Raw genomic sequence first — 17,907 nt, 5'->3', positions numbered from 1 at the left:
AATTGAGGTATATTAGTGTTAGACATAAGACAAAGTCTCCTCTCATTAAGGTTCTGGACAAACCGAGAGTACTTTGTCTTCTTTTTTTTGTCTATGATTTTTCTTACACAAACTATTTTACGTCATCTTTAAAAAGAGTCATGAATCTGCTTATTCGCGAAAAATGAAGTTTATTCGCGAAAATTCAAAGTTTATTCGCAACTTTTAAAATTTTTATTCGCGAAAACAGCCAATTTATTCGCGAACGCCTTTTTTATTCGCTAATTCAGAAAAATACGCGCGGTATCTAGGAAATGCTCGCGAAAAAATAAGGTTATTCGCGAAAAATAGATTTTACTCGCGAAAAGATAAAAATGTTCGCGAAAATAAGGCCTCAATATTATTTAAAAAGAGGCATGAATCTGCTTATTCGCGATAAATGAAGTTTATTCGCGAAAATTCAAAGTTTATTCGCAACTTTTAAAATTTATTCGCGAAAACAGCCAATTTATTCGCGAACGCCTTTTTTATTCGCTAATTCAGAAAAATACGCGCGGTATCTAGGAAATGCTCGCGAAAAAATAAGGTTATTCGCGAAAAATAGATTTTACTCACGAAAAGATAAAAATGTTCGCGAAAATAAGGCCTCAATATTATTTAAAAAGAGTCATGAATCTGCTTATTCGCGAAAAATGAAGTCTATTCGCGAAAATTCAAAGTTTATTCGCAACTTTTAAAATTTATTCGCGAAAACAGCCAATTTATTCGCGAACGCCTTTTTTATTCGTGAATTCAGAAAAATACGCGCAATATCTAGGAAACGCTCGCACAAATACCATGCAATTCATCCAGCAATTTCTGAATGAGCCGCAAAAAAATCTATTCCAAAAGCAACAAAGTTTACGAAAAGAGCCTTAGCAAGAAATTTATAGAAGGCTCCTCAATACTTAAATTTAGCGATCAAACCCCTAAGTTCTTCTGCTCTTGAAGACAAGGATTGCGACGATGCGGAAATTTCCTCCATTGCGGCCAGCTGTTCCTCTGCAGATGCCGCCACTTCCTCTGAGGTAGAGGCGTTTCCTTGTGCTAATTCAGCTATTTCATTTGCCGTTAAAGTGATTTCTTGAACGGCTGCTGAGATTTGTTTGGAATGATTGGAAACCTCTTGCATTTGAATAGGGACTTCTTTGGCGCTTTGAGAGATTAGACTAAACTTTTCAATCGCTTTATTTGATACAATGACTCCTTCTTCAACAGCCTCATTAACATGCCCCATAATTTGAACGGAATTTTCCGTGTCTTGGAGAATTCCTTGAAGGATCATATGAATTTCTTTAGCAGAGTGTTGAGACTGCTCAGCCAGTTTTCTGACTTCATCTGCAACAACAGCAAATCCTTTGCCTTGTTCGCCTGCTCTCGCCGCTTCAATTGCTGCGTTTAAAGCGAGAAGATTTGTTTGATCGGCGATTTGGGTAATGACATCCAGAATTGAATTCACTTCTTTTGAACGCTCATAAAGTGAATAGATCATTCTATTTGATTCCTGAACGGATTTTTGAATCGAATTCATTTGATGAACCGTATTTGCAACAGCCTTTTCTCCTTCTTCTGCTTGTGTTGTTGTGTTATTGGCTAGTTTGGAAATCATCATGGAGCTTTCGGCAATTTCTATCACTCCATTAGAAACCTCGCCTAATGTTTGGGCGCTTTTCTCTACACTGCTTGTCTGCTTTTCGGCACTGTTTGCTACTTCTTGAATAGACGCAGCTACTTGTTCCGTCGCTGCATTTGTCTGCTCGGCACTAGCCGATAATTCCTCCGCTGAGGAGGCAACCTGCTCTGCACTTTGTTCCACTTCTTGAACAAGCCCCTTTAGACTATGCTGCATCTCATTAAAAGCATAAGCCAATTGGCCGATTTCATCCTTCGATTTCACCTCAATATGCTCGGTCAAATCTCCTTTGCTAACGGTAATCGCTTTTTCTTTAATTTCTTTTATTGGTTTTATGATGGATTTAATAATTAAATAAATTACTGCCGCACCCAGCATAATGGCAGAGACAATAATGATGATGGTAGTTTTGAGAATAGGATAGGCGCTTTGTTTGATTTCTGTCTTTTCCACGGTTCCGCCAAGCTTCCAGCCCGTTAACTCATTCGTCGTATAGCTTAATAATTTCTCTTTCTCATGATAAGTGTAAGAAAACTTTCCTTTATCATGCGCATATAGCTTGTTGTAAAAATCCTCCTTTGGAACGGTCCCTCCCTTAATGGTAGGGTGGGAAATGTATTTTTTATTCCTGTCTAAAATTACGGCATAGCCTTTTTTTCCTATCTTAATTTGCTGAGCCTGTTTTTGAATGTAGCTTAAGGGAAGTGAAATGGCAACAACGCCTGATCCGTCCTCGAAAGCACGAGAAATGGTGATCACTAATTCTCCTGTGATAGCTGAAACCTCAGGCTCCGAAACCACCGCTTTCCCTTTTTGATTCATGGCATCTTTATACCAAAATCGCTCACGTGGATCATAGTTGGCTTCCATCTTTTTTTGCGGCATTTCTGCATATGTTCCCTTGTTCGTTCCAACAGATATACTTTGAGCCTCTGGGTGCAATCGTATGTATTCGTCCAATCGATCTTTCAGATTGAATTGGCGCTTTTCAAGCAAATCGTTTGCCTGAATTATGTTTGCAAAGTAAGTGGTATCATGGATTTTCTTTTCTAAGGTGTCATCAATGGATGAGTTTAAAAAGGTTATATTTTTTTCAAACCCAAAAATCATCTCTTTCTCCACGGAATCTTTTGCGGTAATGAAAGCTAGTATTCCAATCGATAAGGATGGGATAATTAAGACTAAGGAAAATGAGAAAATTAGTTTCGTTTTCAAATTTCTGAAAATAGCTGTGAAATTCATCACCAAAAGGACCCCTTTTAAAAACCATTAAGTGATAGTAAATAATTCAAGAGGCAAAACTACAGACGCTTTGGTTTAGAGATGTAATAGCCTTGCAGTAAAGGGACTCCCAAACGTTTTGCCATTATTAAATCATCTTTTGTTTCTATTCCTTCTAATACTAATTTCATATTGGAATGTGTAAATTCAAGAAAAAACGAAACCACCTCCTGTCTAATAATCGAAAATGATAAATCTTTTGCGCGGGTGTGATCCAATTTAATATACTCTGGAGAGAGGGTTTCCAGCTTATGCAAAGAAGATCTGGCAATTTGTAAATCATCAAGGGCAATTCTGAATCCAAGTGATCTTAATATCGACATCCGCTCTAAGAAGATTTCTTTTTCCCAAATGGATTCCTCAAGAGAAATTTCATTAATTTCAAAAATGACATGTTGATTAATATTGGGATAATTCTCGATGAGATGATGGATAAATTTTTCAAAATGCTGGTGTATAATCGTCGATGGAAAAATATTGATAAATAAAAAATACTTTTTGATATAGGATTGTGGATATTGATTAATGGCATTCTCAATACAAAAGGTATCTAATTCGTATAAAAACCCTTCATTCCGAGCAATCTCAAACATGATAAGTGGATTGACGGGGGGAGAGGAGCGTATCAGTGCCTCAAATGCAAAAATGGAATCATTACTTGAATTAATGAGAGGTTGATATTCATTAAACAATATTTTGTCTTCTAGATAGTGAGCCTGTTTCAGCAAATCAACTTTTCTCCTTTCTATGCTAGGAAAATAATAGGGTGAGCATGATCATAACTTGACTTTTACTTTTAGTTTGATTCCTCTTTTTATTAATTCCTTTTCAATCAACTTAATGAATAGAGGATCTAATTTTAGGGATATCCCTTTATGGTATACTTCCACTAGTTCCTCATCAGAAAGAATCATTAAACTAGACAATACAATCACCTTACTCAAACATTAGATTAAAATAATGATTAGCTTCTAGGTTGTTTTAAACAATCAATTAAATTCCATAATCAAGAAAATCGAATAATAGATAAAAAGATATAGAAAAATACTAAAAGACAATTAAATGTGATGAAAATAATCACATAAGGGACAATATTTTGAAATAATATTTTTAAAGGAAATAGTATAATATGACCGTTAAATTGTTATATTATTGGGCATTTTAGTATATAATTACAATTGAAACTATGTTAATTTCCTGTTATTCATTTAGTACTAAAAGTTAATAGGATTCACCATATTATAGTGGTGTAACAATCGAAAATTATGTTGAAAAGAGTATGAAATATCTTCAAAATAGCTTGTTGGAAAATAGAGGAACATGCGAATTCAATATAAACCTAAGAGGAGGTTAGTGGATGGTATTCTCTGCTGTTTCTCTTTATGCTGCACTTCTGAAAAGAGTTTCTTTATCATAGCGTGCGTTTTTTATAAATTGAAATCATGCTGAAATCCTCTAGATAGATCTAGAAAACAAGTTATGTCACTGAAGATGGTGTCTTGTATAAATGAAAAAACAATATTTAACCCATTTTTTAGATAAAATATGTCGATATCCTTCACATATTTTTTTTAATCAAAAAAATCCTTAGACTCTGTATTTCCTAATATAATTGAAAGGAGTACGAATATGAGGGCGTCTGTTTTCTTCAAAATAAGTGATATCGCTATCTTCGAAATTCTTGACCTCATTTTTGTTAGATATCATGGTTTTTCTATTCGTTTAGGTCGTTCTTTGATAAAATCTTGCTATGCATAAATATTCGTAAAAATGCATAAATATTTATTCAGTTCTTTTTGAAAGCAAAAAAACGCCAAGCTATTTTGTTCTATCCTTAATAGTCTCTTAAACAAGGGATATAACAAAATTCGACATTTCATGAACAGCATAAATTAATTTGGTGTATTAGGCCTCCATCTTAACCATTTATTTTGAAAGAAAAACAAATGCATCTATTTATTTTAATATTTTTTGTTTTTGAAATAGTCCCGTATTCCTACTCCATAATAATCCATTATTGGAAACCAGTCAATGGTTTTTGTTTAAAATAAGAAACTTCGGCTTAATAGAAAAATGTGTAAGGAAATGTTGTTGCCTATGAGACATATTCGGAAAGATATTGGAGATAGAGTGAAAGAAAGAATGAATGAACTGGGGTTAAAGCAGAAGGACTTGGTTTCAATAAGCGGCTTATCTAAAAGTACAGTCAGTAAAATTGTGAACGGAGAGACGAACCCCTCAGCTGAGATTCTATTATCCTTAAGTGAATCTCTTCATGTAACAGTCGATTGGATTGTTAAAGGTGATACAAATGAAGCTTTCAAACAGGAACAAAAATTATTTCATTCTAGTTGGGATCTAACGGAATTAAATCTTAAATTAAGCCAGAGTGAAAAAGAATTTATTTTGGAGTATGTAAATTTTAGTATTGCAAGAAAAAATTAATGGATAATAACTTATAAGAGGCAAGAAAGCGAAAATGGAGGCCTATTTTCTCGAACATGAAATCGAATTTTGGAAACAACCAATTGCATAACATTAAATTGATGAATTTCGTTTCGATTTTACATATTATTTTCAATCGTTTTAAGAGTACATTCTTTGATTTCGTAAAATAGTATGGGAAATGTGGTTCGATTGGGTTGAATAATGTTGTCATTTTAATAGTAGGGGAGAGGTTACCAGCCTCTCTCCTATTTTTTTGCGAGGAAGAATGGCATGGGCTAGACAAAGCCACTGCAGTCGAACCCATTTTTGGTTGTTTCACCATAGAGGTAGGGGATACCAATTAAGCTTTTAGCAATGGAAACGACTTCGCTTACCGAATAATCTCCATTATTATCGTTTATGTGAGCTGTTCCGGCCTTTCCTGCTGTTACAGGGGATGTTAATAATGTTATTTAATCCTGACGTATATATGTAGCTTGTTCAGCTCTATGGTTCGTCTTTTCAAATAATAATTTTTATCAAAGGGGACCGTCATTTTCTTTTAAATAATATTGAAATATAGTAAAATTTGACTAGGAAAATGAAAAAGGCAAACTTATGGAAACGTAAGGACGCAAAGCTTCGAGTCTAATGTCTTTATGACGATGATAGTCGGGCCGCCATATTCAAACATGAGGATCGAATAATATGTTATGATTCTTGGCACTCTCAGAAAAGAGTGCTTTTTTAATTTCTTTGGGGAAATGGCGGATTTGCGATGAATCTATTAGAGACAATTTGATAAGAAACATCTCGTATTAAAAACACAGATGTGCTGGAAACCTTTTTCATATTTAATCAAATTTTTATGGGAAGGAAGAAAGTATGGAATTCTTAGACAAGTTTTTTAAAAATCAGTCTCTGCAAGCCAATGATTCAGGTATCTTCAGAGCATTATTTATTCGTAATCCTCAGCCTATTTTTGTATTTAATTTAGACAAGCAGATTATTTCAATTAATCAAAAGCTGAAGGAGCTGCTTGGATACAGTTTGAATGACGTAGTGCGTTTAAAAAACAAATGGTTCCCGGATGGAGATTCCGATCTTTTTCAGTATCATTTTCATAATGCGCTAAACGGAATTCCCACCGTGTTTGAATCTACCCTTTTACACAAAAATGGCCAGTCATTTCCTGTTGAACTATCACTCATTCCTAGCATGAAAGAGGATGAAACGGAGGTTGTTTTTGCTGTATGTCAAGATCAAACAACTTTAAAAGATTATGAGAATAAGCTTGGAAGGGTGTTTAACAGCTTAGAACAGGCAGAAAGAATTTCAAGCATTGGCAGCTTTGAATACGATGTGGCGAGTCAGCAGGCAATTTGGTCCAAGCAGGTTTACGACATTTTTGGAATTAATGATTCAAATTTTGTTCCCAAGCTTGATACGGTCCGGAGCTTTGTCCATCCTCAAGATGTAGAGAAGTATGACATGGGATTGAAACAATTGGTTGAATCCCATCATAATTATCATTTGGAGCACCGAATAATTCGTATGGATGGAGAAGAGAGGATGATTTTAATATGCTTTGATGCTCTGTTTGACGAAGTGGGACAAGTGGCTAAAGTGATCGGAGTGATTCAGGATATCACTGAAAAGAAAGAAATGGAGAACCGATTAGCTGAAAGCAGGGAGCAGTTTTTGTCCGTTGCTAATCATCTTCATGCAGGCATTTGGTCTATTGATCGCAGGGATTCTCACTTTACTTTTTATTCTAAAGGAGTTCAAGAGATTATTGGTGTTTCTCCCAGTATTCTAAATGAAAATCCTGCTCAATTGATTGAGATGGTTCACCCCAAGGATCGGTCAATTATTGAGGAGGGGAGAAAGAAATTAAAGGATGGGGAAGAGATCAATCAACAATTACGGATCATCGATAAGAATGGAAGGACAAAATGGATTTCTTTACAAACGATACCATATCTTGATGATGACAGAAATCTTATCCGCATGGATGGAATCGTTCAGGATATTACAAGAGAAAAAGAGAGTGTTGAAGTCTACACGAATTTAGTTGATTATGATTATTTAACAAGGCTACCAAATAGAAATTATTTTTATCAGATTTTAGATCAACGAATTAATCAATCAAAAAAAGACCATAAATCTTTTGCGGTATTTTATTTAGATTTAGATCGGTTCAATTATATTAATGACACACTTGGCGGGGAAATTGGGGATCGATTGCTTATATCTTTTTCGAAGCGTTTAAATCAGCTTTTAGACAAAAGAAGCTTCCTTGCGCGAATTGCAGGAGATGAGTTTGTGATTTGCATCGAAGCCAATCACCAGGTGGAGGAAACACTCGAGGTGGCGAGAAAGATTATCAAAGAGATGGAACTCCCATTTTTTGTCGATGAGTATGAGCTGTTTACTACAGTAAGTATTGGAATTAGCTCCTATCCAATTGATGGAACGGATTCCTATACTCTTTTAAAAAAGGCAATCCAAGCTTTAAAGAAGGTGAAAGAATTGGGCCGCAATGATTGGCAAGTCTTCTCCTCTTCTATGAGCATTGAATCCTTCCGGTTATTTCAATTGGAAAGGGATATGCGCAAGGCTATTTTCAACCATGAATTTTATATTGAATATCAGCCAAAGGTCGATACGAGATCAGGAAGGATTGAAGGGGCAGAGGCTCTTATTCGTTGGGAGCACCCAGATTGGGGGATTGTTTCGCCGAATGAATTTATTCCATTAGCTGAAGAAAATGGGATGGTTTTTAAAATGGGCGATTTAGTGCTGCAGAAGGTATGCCTCCTGCTAAAAGCCTGGAAGGAAGAAGGGGTTCCAGTTGTTCCTATCTCTGTTAATCTATCACCGAAACGCCTATTGAAAGTAAATTTTGTTGAGGACGTTCAAGAAATCATAAAATCGGCTGGCATTGATCCAAGTTTAATAGAATTCGAATTGACGGAGTATGCGTTTATAAAAAACTTAGAGTCTACGAAGTCAATTATTTCAAGATTAAAGGAGTTTGGGGTGAAATTTGCTTTGGATGATTTCGGAACGGGCTATTCTTCCTTATCGTATTTAATGAAGCTTGATATTGATACGCTGAAAATAGATAAATCATTTATTGATGGGATTGGGCTAAATACTAAGAATGAAGGCATCATTAAAAGCGCATTATTTTTATCGAAGGAATTGAATATGAAGGTTGTTGCGGAAGGGGTTGAGAATCAGCAACAGCTAAACTTTCTTCTTCAACAGGAATGTGCGCAGATTCAAGGGTATATTTTTAGCAAACCGGTAAAGGCAGATCAATTTAAGAAATTCCTGCGAAAAGGAATCATCCAGGCGCTGCCAACGAAAAGATCCACACATTCAGTAGAAAATCGGCGGAAATATTATCGCTTAGGGTTTGTTTTCCCATTAAGCGCGGATATGATCGTCATTAAATTCAAAAACAAGAATCTTCAATTAGGGAAGTCTAAGTCTCTTATTGAAGATATTAGTCTCGGAGGCTTGAAATATCTCTCAAGTATCAATTTGCCTATCCAACATGATCTTATATTGCAATTTACCACCACTATTTTAGATAAAGAAATGAGTTTTATAGGGAGAAATGTGTGGAAGGAAGAAGTCGATGGACTATTCCAATATGGTTTTAAATTCAGTATGAGCGTAAGTGAGAAAAACCAATTCGCAGCTATATTAAATCAATTAACCCTTCAACTAAGATCCAACTCAATCTTACCAAGCTGCAGCTTCTTCCAAGGTTCTAAAAAAGAGTATTTTTAGGTTCCTACCCCTAGCCGGATAATCTTGTTTCACAAGGTTATTCTTTTAATGAATACTGGAAAAGTCTCTTGTAGGGGAAAAGTCTTTATTCTCTGCAAAGAATTTTTCCAGTTTTTTCTTTTCTATCCTTCAAATCATTTGTTAGTGTTTGTGCCCTCTCTTATTTCTCTATCAATATTCCAAACGCAATTTATTTTGAATAGAAGAATTATTGAAAAGCCCTGAGGTAGAGAAGTGACTTTCGCCTCAGCATAAAATCATCCCCCAATAGAATATCTTGAATTGTTCCTGAACTGAATGGATTCACTTTCTCAAGCATCTTAAAAAGATTTCGGAATAACAAAGGGGGAAAACAATATGAGCTTATTTCAAAAATCAGCAAAATCAGGTGCATCTATTTATTCCATAAAGGCATAAGAAGAGGAGGAAGGGCATGAAATCTAAAGGGATCCGTAAGTATTTAAGTAGTTTCCTTATTGCCGCGATTATTTTTTCATTATTGCTGCCAACGACGGGAATTGCAGAGGCGAAGGCACAAAATCATGAACAATTGCTTTCTGACACATTGGCCATTCAAGCTCAGACAAAGGATGAAACGCCAAAAAATCAGCTAAGTAGAGAAGCACTTACACAGATGAAAAGGGCGATTGCCGAGCAGACAGCTGCTTTAAAGGCTGGGCCAATCCTACACCCGGATCTCCATAACATGAAGGGAGACGAAGAGGTTAACGTCATTGTGGAATTATCTGAAAAGCCTGTGGCATTGGCGAAGGGAATTAATCTTGTAAAAGGGAAAGCTTTTACAAAAAACATGGAAAAGAGTGTCGCAGATAAAGTTAATTTGCAGCAGAATACGTTTAAAAAGAATTTAAGTGCCAAAGGAATTAAAGCGAAGGATGGTTTCCGGTATAACTATGCCTTTAATGGTATGGCCATGACTGTGAAGGTCGGTGATTTAGATAAGCTTTTAGCTGTTGATGGAGTAGTAAGAGTCGAACCGGATTCAGAGGTGCATGCCTTAGGAAAATCATCTAAGGATGATACATATTCTCCGACGATGAATGTAAGTGGCCCTCATTTAGAGGTCCCATCCGTTTGGAAATTAGGCTATGAAGGGCAGAATGTAAAGGTTGCAGTTCTCGATACGGGCATTGATTATGATCATCCGGAATTTGAAGGGGTATATAAGGGCGGATATAATTTTATCAACCAAAATACGGGTTATGATCGTCCGAGGGCAGATGATGATCCTTATGAGACTTCTCCACTTGATCGTCCAGCGAATCGGCCTGAGTTTAATGCAGACGGGGAATCCTTCTATACTCAGCATGGAACCCATGTCGCTGGTACGATTGCAGCACAAGGGAAAAATCCATATGGAATTAAAGGTCTTGCTCCGAAAGTAGAACTCTATGCCTATCGGGTATTAGGGGCATATGGGTCCGGCTCGAATTCAGGAGTAATTGCTGGGATTGATAAAGCCGTGCAAGAAGATATAGATATTATTAATCTATCACTTGGGGATACGAGCAATAATCAAACCTCCTCAGATTCTATTGCTATTAATAACGCCGCGCTTGCTGGGACGGCAGCGGTGATTGCTACAGGAAACAGCGGTCCGAATCGGGGAACGATTGGAAATCCGGGGACGGCAGCTTTTGCTATCTCTGTCGGTAACTCCACGGTACCTGAAACAACGATGGCTGGGGATGCAACTGTAACCGTAGAGGGAAAAGATCCCGTCGCCTATCATTTAAACCTGATGGGATGGAAATTTAAAACAAATCCTGGGGATACCTTATCAGGGACTTATGATGTAGTGGCGATTCCAGGGCTGGGGGAAGAGAAAGATTACGATGGGCTTGATGTTCAGGGAAAAGTGGCCCTAATCTCGCGCGGTTCGATTCCTTTCGTTGAAAAAATCGCTGCTGCGAAGAAAGCGGGAGCTATTGCAGCGATCATCCATAACAACACGGGTACTGGACCAGCAAATGTCTTTTTAGGCGATACCTTCTCCTTTATTCCAACCTTTGATATGTCCACAACGGATGGGAATGCATTACGGAAGGAGTTAGAAACGAAATCAGCGACGGTTACCTTTAGTAATTTTTCAACAGATAAGACAGCTGGGGATGAGGTCAATAGCTCTAGTTCAAGAGGACCGGCCAATCCTAATTTTGATTTGAAACCAGACGTGACGGCACCAGGAACGAACATCATGTCCTCCATTCCAGTTTATAAGAAGGATTATCCGGATGCAGACTATTCTCAAGCTTACGATCGCTTCACTGGAACCAGTATGGCAACACCACATGTAACAGGGATCGCTGCTCTATTAAAATCGGAGCACCCCGATTGGTCGCCATTTGATCTGAAAGTTGCGATTACCAACACGGCGAAACAGCTGGATACCACGAAATATGATGTCTTTACTCAAGGGGCTGGCCGCGTTCAACCGTTGAAGGCTGCAACAACTGAAGCTCTGGTCTATGTAGTGGATACAACGTCTTTTTCCAACAACACCTACGAAAATCGTAAAGGAACCATCACCTTTGGCAACGTGCCAACCGATGCCAATACCCCGTCCACACTCACGAAGGATGTTTTAGTAAAAAATTTAACTGGTGACCCGAGCGATTATCATGTGTCAGTAGAGGTGACGAAATCCGCGACCGGTGCATTAGCAGACGCTAGTGTTATGGTTGATCAAGAGGACTTTACCCTAACAGATGAGAAAACGCTAAAAGTCACGCTAAATGTGCCAAAAGGACTTGGAACAGCCGGAAACGAATTACTCGGTTATGTTCACATTTCAAATGGCAAGACAAACTTAAATTTACCATTCGCTGCAAACTTCGCTCCATTAACGGGACTCAAGACCTACACGATCGATAACTATCATATTTCTCCAAACAATGATAAGAAACAGGATAGTACGACGATTCATTATGAATTTTATGATAGACAGGGAACTACTTACATGGAATTATGGGATGCGATTCATCAAAATGCAGGATATTATGAGGATGGCTATCTTGGGTATCTTGTGAACTCTTCATCAACAGCTCCAGGACCAAAGGAAGTAATTTTTGATGGTGGATATACTGAATGGGGTTCTGGGGAAAAGAAGACAGCTCCTGATGGTATCTATACGGTGGATTTAACGACCTTAAATAGTACAAATACGGCCATCTTAACGCAGGAATGGCTGGGACCTGTTTTTATCAAAACCACAGCACCAACAATTCATCTAGAAGAAACCGTTGCTACGACTGAAGCAAGCGCACAATTATCCGGTGCTATCGAGGATTCCTACGTCGATTTCGGTCCGATTATCCAGGAGGTTTTTGGTGAGGACTATGATGTTAATGCCAATCTTCATGCAAAATTTGAATTAACCAACAGCAAGGGCGAGCTGCTTGAGCAAAAGCCAATTGTTTTAAAACAAGATGGCAAATTTGATTTGACGTTGGAGCATCTAGTTTTTGGCGAAAATACCTTGAAAATAATCGTGGACGATGAAGGGCAAAACCATGCAGAGAAAGAAGTGAAAATTACACGAAAAGCACCGGATGAAGTCGTGGTTGAACCGAAGCAGTTAACTCTAGATGTGGGCGAAAGTGCACAACTAGCGGTCACGGCTAAATATTTTGGGGAAAAAGAAGTTACCTATGACGCAACTGCAGAGGCAACCTACAGCGGCTTTAATGATCAAATCATATCTGTGGATAAAGGAAAAGTAACAGCTGTTAAATCGGGAAATACAGAGTTGACCGTGGTATACGGCGGCAAGGAAACCAAGGTGGCAGTGAGGGTAAAATCCCATTCGAATCCTGGACCAGATAAAACCGCCCCTGTTACCGAGGCGACAATCACTGGCAAACTTGGTCAAAATGGATGGTACACCTCTAATGTTGTTGTCAAGCTCACTGCAACAGATGAAGGATCTGGTGTGAAATCCACTCAATACAGAGTCAATCGATCAGAATGGAAGAATGTTAACGGAGCCATTACGCTTTCCTCTAATGGTCAGTTCAAAGTGGAATATCGAAGTGAAGACAAAGCAGAAAATCTGGAGGCACTCAAGTCTGTAACCATCAATATTGATAAAACCGCTCCGAAAGCACCAAAAGTCAATGCAATTTCAGATAAATCCACAAAGGTGACAGGCACCGCTGAAGCAAAAACAATCGTCAAACTCTATCACTCTGGTAAGTACATTAAGAGTGTTGTAGCGAATTCGAAGGGCAACTTTAGTTTAACCATTTCAAGGCAAAAGGCAGGCACAAAACTCACTCTTACAGCAACGGACTTAGCAGGCAATGTTAGCCCAGCAGCGAATGTATTGGTTGCCGATAAGACGGCTCCAGCAAAACCAACCGTCAACTCCATCACCTCGAAAACAACTTATGTAACTGGAAAAGCAGAAGAAGGAGCCAAAGTCTATATTTACAAAGGCAAAATCTTACTGGCAAAAGGAACTGTCAACGCAAAAGGAACCTACAAAATCAAAATCAAAGCCCAGAAAAAAGGCACCACCCTCACCATCTATGCCTACGATAAAGCAGGGAATAAAAGTGCAGCGGGAGTGATAAAGGTTAAGTAAGTTGCCTCTCACTTCTCGATAAATACTGTTTCACAATAAAAGAATTCAAGGCCCTGCGTGAGAATCCCTCTCTGCAGGGTTTTTTTGGTCCTTAGCAGCGCTAGAATAATGTTTAAACTTCAGTTTTTTTGCACTCGAAATAGGGTAAATAAATGTACTCGTGTTAAGGAAAGTTGTAAAATAAATAGTATATTTTGTAAAATCTATGTTTTATAGAAGGACTACATTCAGCTTAAGAAAAGAGGCATTGATGATGAAACCAAAAGTAGTTGTCTACAAAAAGGTGGATAAAAAGGTATTAGAATTTCTGCAAAACACTTTAGATGTAACCTATTTTGAAGATTTAGACCCACAAACTTATCCGATTTTCCGAGAAAAATTAAAAACAGCTGAAGGAATACTCGGAGCAGGCTTGAAGGTAGATAAGGGATTGTTAGATCAAGCCCCCCATTTAAAAATCGTGTGCAACACCTCTGTCGGTTATGACAATCTTGATTTAGCTGCGATGACAGAGCGAAAAGTGATGGCAACCAACACGCCCGGTGTATTAAATGATACTGTAGCGGACGCGATTTTTGGTTTACTGTTATCGACTGCGAGAAGAATCCCTGAATTAGATCATCAGGTTAAAATAGGGCAATGGGGCACCATTCCTGATGAAGAATGGTATGGTGTGGATGTGCACCATAAAGTATTAGGAATCGTTGGCATGGGTGGCATCGGAGCTGACATTGCCAAAAGAGCTCATTATGGTTTTGATATGAAAATTTTATATCATAACCGTTCACATAATAAAGAGGCGGAACAAAAGTATCAGGCTACATATTGCTCCCTTGAAGAATTATTACAGCAATCTGATTTTGTGTGTTTAATGACTCCGCTAACACCAGAAACGGAAAAAATGTTTGGAAAAAGAGAATTTGCATTAATGAAAAAAACAGCTATTTTTATTAATGGCTCAAGGGGCAAAACTGTCGATGAACAGGCATTGATTCAAGCCTTACAAACAGGAGAAATCCTTGCTGCCGGACTCGATGTTTTTGTTCAAGAACCGGTTCAAAAGGACAATCCGTTACTAAACATGAACAACGTCGTCACCCTCCCGCACATCGGCTCAGCAACCAACGAAACAAGAATCAAAATGGCCATGCTCGCAGCCGAAAACCTGGTTGCTGGACTTCGCGGGGAAACTCCTCCTAATTTGTTGGGATAAGAGGTGACTGCAATACTTGGTTTTTATCCCACTCTTAACGGACAGTAAGACTCCCACTTCAAGATTCTGAGAATGCGAAGAAGATAAGTGGGAGATCAACTGTCCGTAAAGGTCCGATAAGTTCAACTAACCATCAGTGGGGGATGAATGGCAGACTAAAAGCGCGACGTCAATCGCTACGTCTGCACTAGCACGTCCTGTGCGTCGAAAACCCCCACTGATGGAAGTTTCACTTTATCAAATAATTTTAATCAAACGTTTGATTAAATTCAAGGCAAGCCTTGATACATAAGGTTCTGATTCGTTTCGCTCAAAGAGCAGATTAGTCCTATTAAATTGGATTGATCTGCTTTTTTTGTTTGGACTTATATTCTAAGGTGAGATTGAAGTGAATAAGTGTGGGATTAAGAGGGAAAGGGGGAATCTGTGTTTAGATGGAAGGAGGAAAAAAGGGAGCGCTCGTCTTCAATAAGAATACGAGAATCCAAGGGTAAAGAATGACTAATTTCTCAAACAAGGACTTATGAAAAAATCCGACCTCTCCAAGTAAGGACATTTCTCTTTATCAAGCACTTAAAAATTATCTTAAAAAAACAGAATAATAAAACTATTCTGATATAAATAAAATCATCTATTCATCTTTAAACATTTTCGAAAAAACACTGAATTTCTAATGTGTTTCCTAAAAATACAATTGTCCTTTTCGAGAAAACATATTATAATGAAAAAGTTATTAAGTTATGAATTTAGGAAACAGATGGAATCTTCCGATTTTACAAGAGCGAAAATGAGCCATGCTTCAAAGCGGGTTCTAATTTTTACAATAACAAAACAGAGAATAGTAGTTTTCAAGACTACGAAACAAAAGAGGAGGAGCAACGTGGCTAACAAAGAATTGCAGAGAGGCTTAGAATCAAGACATATTCAAATGATTGCGTTAGGCGGTACGATTGGTGTGGGGTTATTTATGGGGTCCTCAAGCACCATTAAGTGGACAGGTCCATCGGTTTTACTGGCTTATGCGATCTCAGGTATCTTTATCTTTCTTATTATGCGTGCCATGGGGGAAATGCTGTATGTAGAACCAAGTACGGGTTCATTTGCGACCTTTGGACATAAATATATTCATCCATTAGCGGGATACTTGACAGCTTGGAGTAACTGGTTTCAGTGGGTTATCGTCGGGATGTCGGAGATTATTGCAGTGGGTACATACATGCAATATTGGTTCCCAGATTTACCTACATGGATTCCGGGTTTTATTGCCATGGCTATACTGGGCGCAGCCAATTTAGTATCAGTGAAATCCTTTGGTGAGTTTGAATTTTGGTTTGCCATGATTAAAATTGTCACGATTATTTTAATGATTGCGGCTGGATTGGGTCTTATTTTCTTCGGTTTTGGCAACGGGGGCAGTGCCGTTGGTTTTTCAAACCTTTGGGAACATGGCGGGTTCTTTACAGGTGGTTGGTCCGGATTTTTCTTTGCTTTATCCTTAGTAGTTGCGGCTTATCAAGGAGTGGAGCTCATAGGAATCACAGCGGGAGAATCAAAGGATCCGCAAAAAACGTTAACCAAGGCAATTCAAAATTTAACTTGGAGAATCTTAATCTTCTATATCGGAGCAATTTTCGTGATTGTCACGGTTTATCCTTGGGATCAATTAAGTACCCTTGGCAGTCCGTTTGTGGCAACATTCGCTAAAATTGGAATTACTGCAGCAGCAGGGTTGATTAATTTTGTGGTCATTACTTCTGCGATGTCTGGCTGTAATAGCGGGATTTATAGTGCAGGCCGCATGCTTTATACTTTAGGAATAAATGGACAAGCGCCAAAATTTTTCACAAAGCTATCTCCAAACGGAGTTCCATTGCTTGGTACGATTGGGGTATTAATCGGGTTATCGATTGGCGTAATATTAAGCTATATTGCACCGAAAAACTTATTTGTCTATGTTTATAGTGCCAGTGTTCTGCCTGGGATGGTCCCATGGTTTGTTATTCTCATCAGCCAAATTCGTTTTCGAAAAATCAATGCAGCAAAAATGGCTAGTCATCCATTCAAAATGCCATTCGCTCCAGTAACCAACTATTTAACGATTCTCTTTTTATTGTTGGTTTTAGTCGGAATGGGATTTAATGAGGATACTCGTATTTCCTTGATCGTAGGAATTGTTTTTTTAGGAATGGTCACAGCAAGCTATTACATTCTAGGCCTAAGCGGATCGCCCGCTTCGGTGAAAGCCCAAGCGAAAAATGAAAGCACAATCGTAAGTCAGATAAAATAGAGAAAAAAGGCAGGGAACCTCTGGTTTCCTGCTTTTTTTCGTAGATGGCTGTATTTAAAAACGTAGCTTGAATACGCTTATGATTCGGTGAAGGACGATGATTCTGCTGTTGTTATACATATTTATGAGTCTCCTCTTTTTTGCATTTTCACGAGCTTTATCTGGAGTTGCTGGCAGGCAAGTTTTTTTTATAAGTTCTTTTCGTAGGCTTTGTTGTATTAGTTCGAGATTTATTGAGATAGCTTCTGAATGTTTTTATGTTGGAAAAATTGTACTTTATATGGACAGGAAAGCGGAGTTTGAAAGAAGACGAGTCCAAAAGCGAGGTGTTTATGGACAGAAAAGGGGAGATAGGAGGGAAATGGGTCCAAAAGCGAGATGTTTATGGACAGAAAAGCGAGGTGTTTATGGACAGAAAAGCGGGGTTTGAAAGAAAATGAGTCCAAAAGCGGGTCGTTTATGGACAGAAAAGCAGAGTTTGAAGGAAAACGAGTCCAAAAGCAGGGCTGATTCGGACAGCAAGCACGAATTTCAAAGAAAACAAGTCCGAATCAAGAGTCTACTCCCACAGCATGCCAGACCCTCAAAACAACCAAGTCCGAATCACAACCCCGCAATGGCAACTTAAAAATCAAATC

At 38.2% G+C, this 17,907-nt stretch carries 8 protein-coding genes and 1 riboswitch; of the genes, 5 read left to right on the top strand and 3 right to left on the bottom strand.

Annotated features, from left to right (window positions below; translation table 11 throughout):
- Positions 1 to 919 precede the first annotated feature (919 nt).
- From ACE38V_RS21220 to sda, 3 genes are read right to left on the bottom strand one after another with little or no spacing between them, the layout of a single operon-like run.
- A complete protein-coding gene (locus ACE38V_RS21220; protein WP_375844503.1) occupies positions 920 to 2,893 on the bottom strand; it encodes a methyl-accepting chemotaxis protein in 1,974 nt (657 codons plus the stop codon).
- Between the two features lie 59 nt (positions 2,894 to 2,952).
- Positions 2,953 to 3,660 (bottom strand): EAL domain-containing protein, encoded by a 708-nt coding sequence (locus ACE38V_RS21215; protein ID WP_375844496.1) that lies wholly within the window; start codon positions 3,658 to 3,660, stop codon positions 2,953 to 2,955.
- Positions 3,661 to 3,708: 48 nt separating this feature from the next.
- Complete coding sequence (gene sda / locus ACE38V_RS21210; RefSeq protein WP_375844501.1) at positions 3,709 to 3,846, bottom strand: sporulation histidine kinase inhibitor Sda; 138 nt, start codon at positions 3,844 to 3,846, stop codon at positions 3,709 to 3,711.
- Positions 3,847 to 5,029: 1,183 nt separating this feature from the next.
- Here sda and ACE38V_RS21205 point away from each other — a divergent pair.
- The 5 genes from ACE38V_RS21205 to ACE38V_RS21185 all read left to right on the top strand — a co-directional run bounded on the left by ACE38V_RS21205 (position 5,030) and on the right by ACE38V_RS21185 (position 17,269).
- Complete coding sequence (locus tag ACE38V_RS21205) at positions 5,030 to 5,377, top strand: helix-turn-helix domain-containing protein (RefSeq protein ID WP_375844495.1); 348 nt, start codon at positions 5,030 to 5,032, stop codon at positions 5,375 to 5,377.
- A gap of 581 nt (positions 5,378 to 5,958) precedes the next feature.
- Positions 5,959 to 6,044: riboswitch (cyclic di-GMP riboswitch) on the top strand.
- 200 nt (positions 6,045 to 6,244) lie between these two features.
- Complete coding sequence (locus ACE38V_RS21200) at positions 6,245 to 9,163, top strand: EAL domain-containing protein (RefSeq protein WP_375844492.1); 2,919 nt, start codon at positions 6,245 to 6,247, stop codon at positions 9,161 to 9,163.
- A 433-nt stretch (positions 9,164 to 9,596) separates the two neighbouring features.
- Positions 9,597 to 13,769: a S8 family serine peptidase gene (locus ACE38V_RS21195; protein WP_375844489.1), complete on the top strand. Its 4,173-nt coding sequence runs from the start codon at positions 9,597 to 9,599 to the stop codon at positions 13,767 to 13,769.
- A 253-nt stretch (positions 13,770 to 14,022) separates the two neighbouring features.
- Positions 14,023 to 14,982, top strand: a complete 960-nt coding sequence (locus tag ACE38V_RS21190; RefSeq protein WP_375844487.1) for a 2-hydroxyacid dehydrogenase — start codon at positions 14,023 to 14,025, stop codon at positions 14,980 to 14,982.
- A gap of 880 nt (positions 14,983 to 15,862) precedes the next feature.
- Positions 15,863 to 17,269: an amino acid permease gene (locus tag ACE38V_RS21185; protein WP_375844484.1), complete on the top strand. Its 1,407-nt coding sequence runs from the start codon at positions 15,863 to 15,865 to the stop codon at positions 17,267 to 17,269.
- The last annotated feature ends 638 nt before the right edge of the window (positions 17,270 to 17,907 follow it).

The organism is Cytobacillus sp. Hz8 (genome assembly GCF_042263505.1).
Taxonomy (GTDB): Bacteria; Bacillota; Bacilli; order Bacillales; family Cytobacillaceae; genus Bacillus_BE.
This window is presented reverse-complemented; position numbering and strand designations above follow the sequence as displayed.

Excerpts from the sequence above, each read along its gene's own strand:
- ACE38V_RS21220 (WP_375844503.1), bottom strand. The coding sequence starts at position 2,893 with ATGAATTTCACAGCTATTTTCAGAAATTTGAAAACGAAACTAATTTTC.
- sda (WP_375844501.1), bottom strand. The coding sequence starts at position 3,846 with ATGATTCTTTCTGATGAGGAACTAGTGGAAGTATACCATAAAGGGATA.
- ACE38V_RS21205 (WP_375844495.1), top strand. The coding sequence starts at position 5,030 with ATGAGACATATTCGGAAAGATATTGGAGATAGAGTGAAAGAAAGAATG.
- ACE38V_RS21200 (WP_375844492.1), top strand. The coding sequence starts at position 6,245 with ATGGAATTCTTAGACAAGTTTTTTAAAAATCAGTCTCTGCAAGCCAAT.
- ACE38V_RS21195 (WP_375844489.1), top strand. The coding sequence starts at position 9,597 with ATGAAATCTAAAGGGATCCGTAAGTATTTAAGTAGTTTCCTTATTGCC.
- ACE38V_RS21190 (WP_375844487.1), top strand. The coding sequence starts at position 14,023 with ATGAAACCAAAAGTAGTTGTCTACAAAAAGGTGGATAAAAAGGTATTA.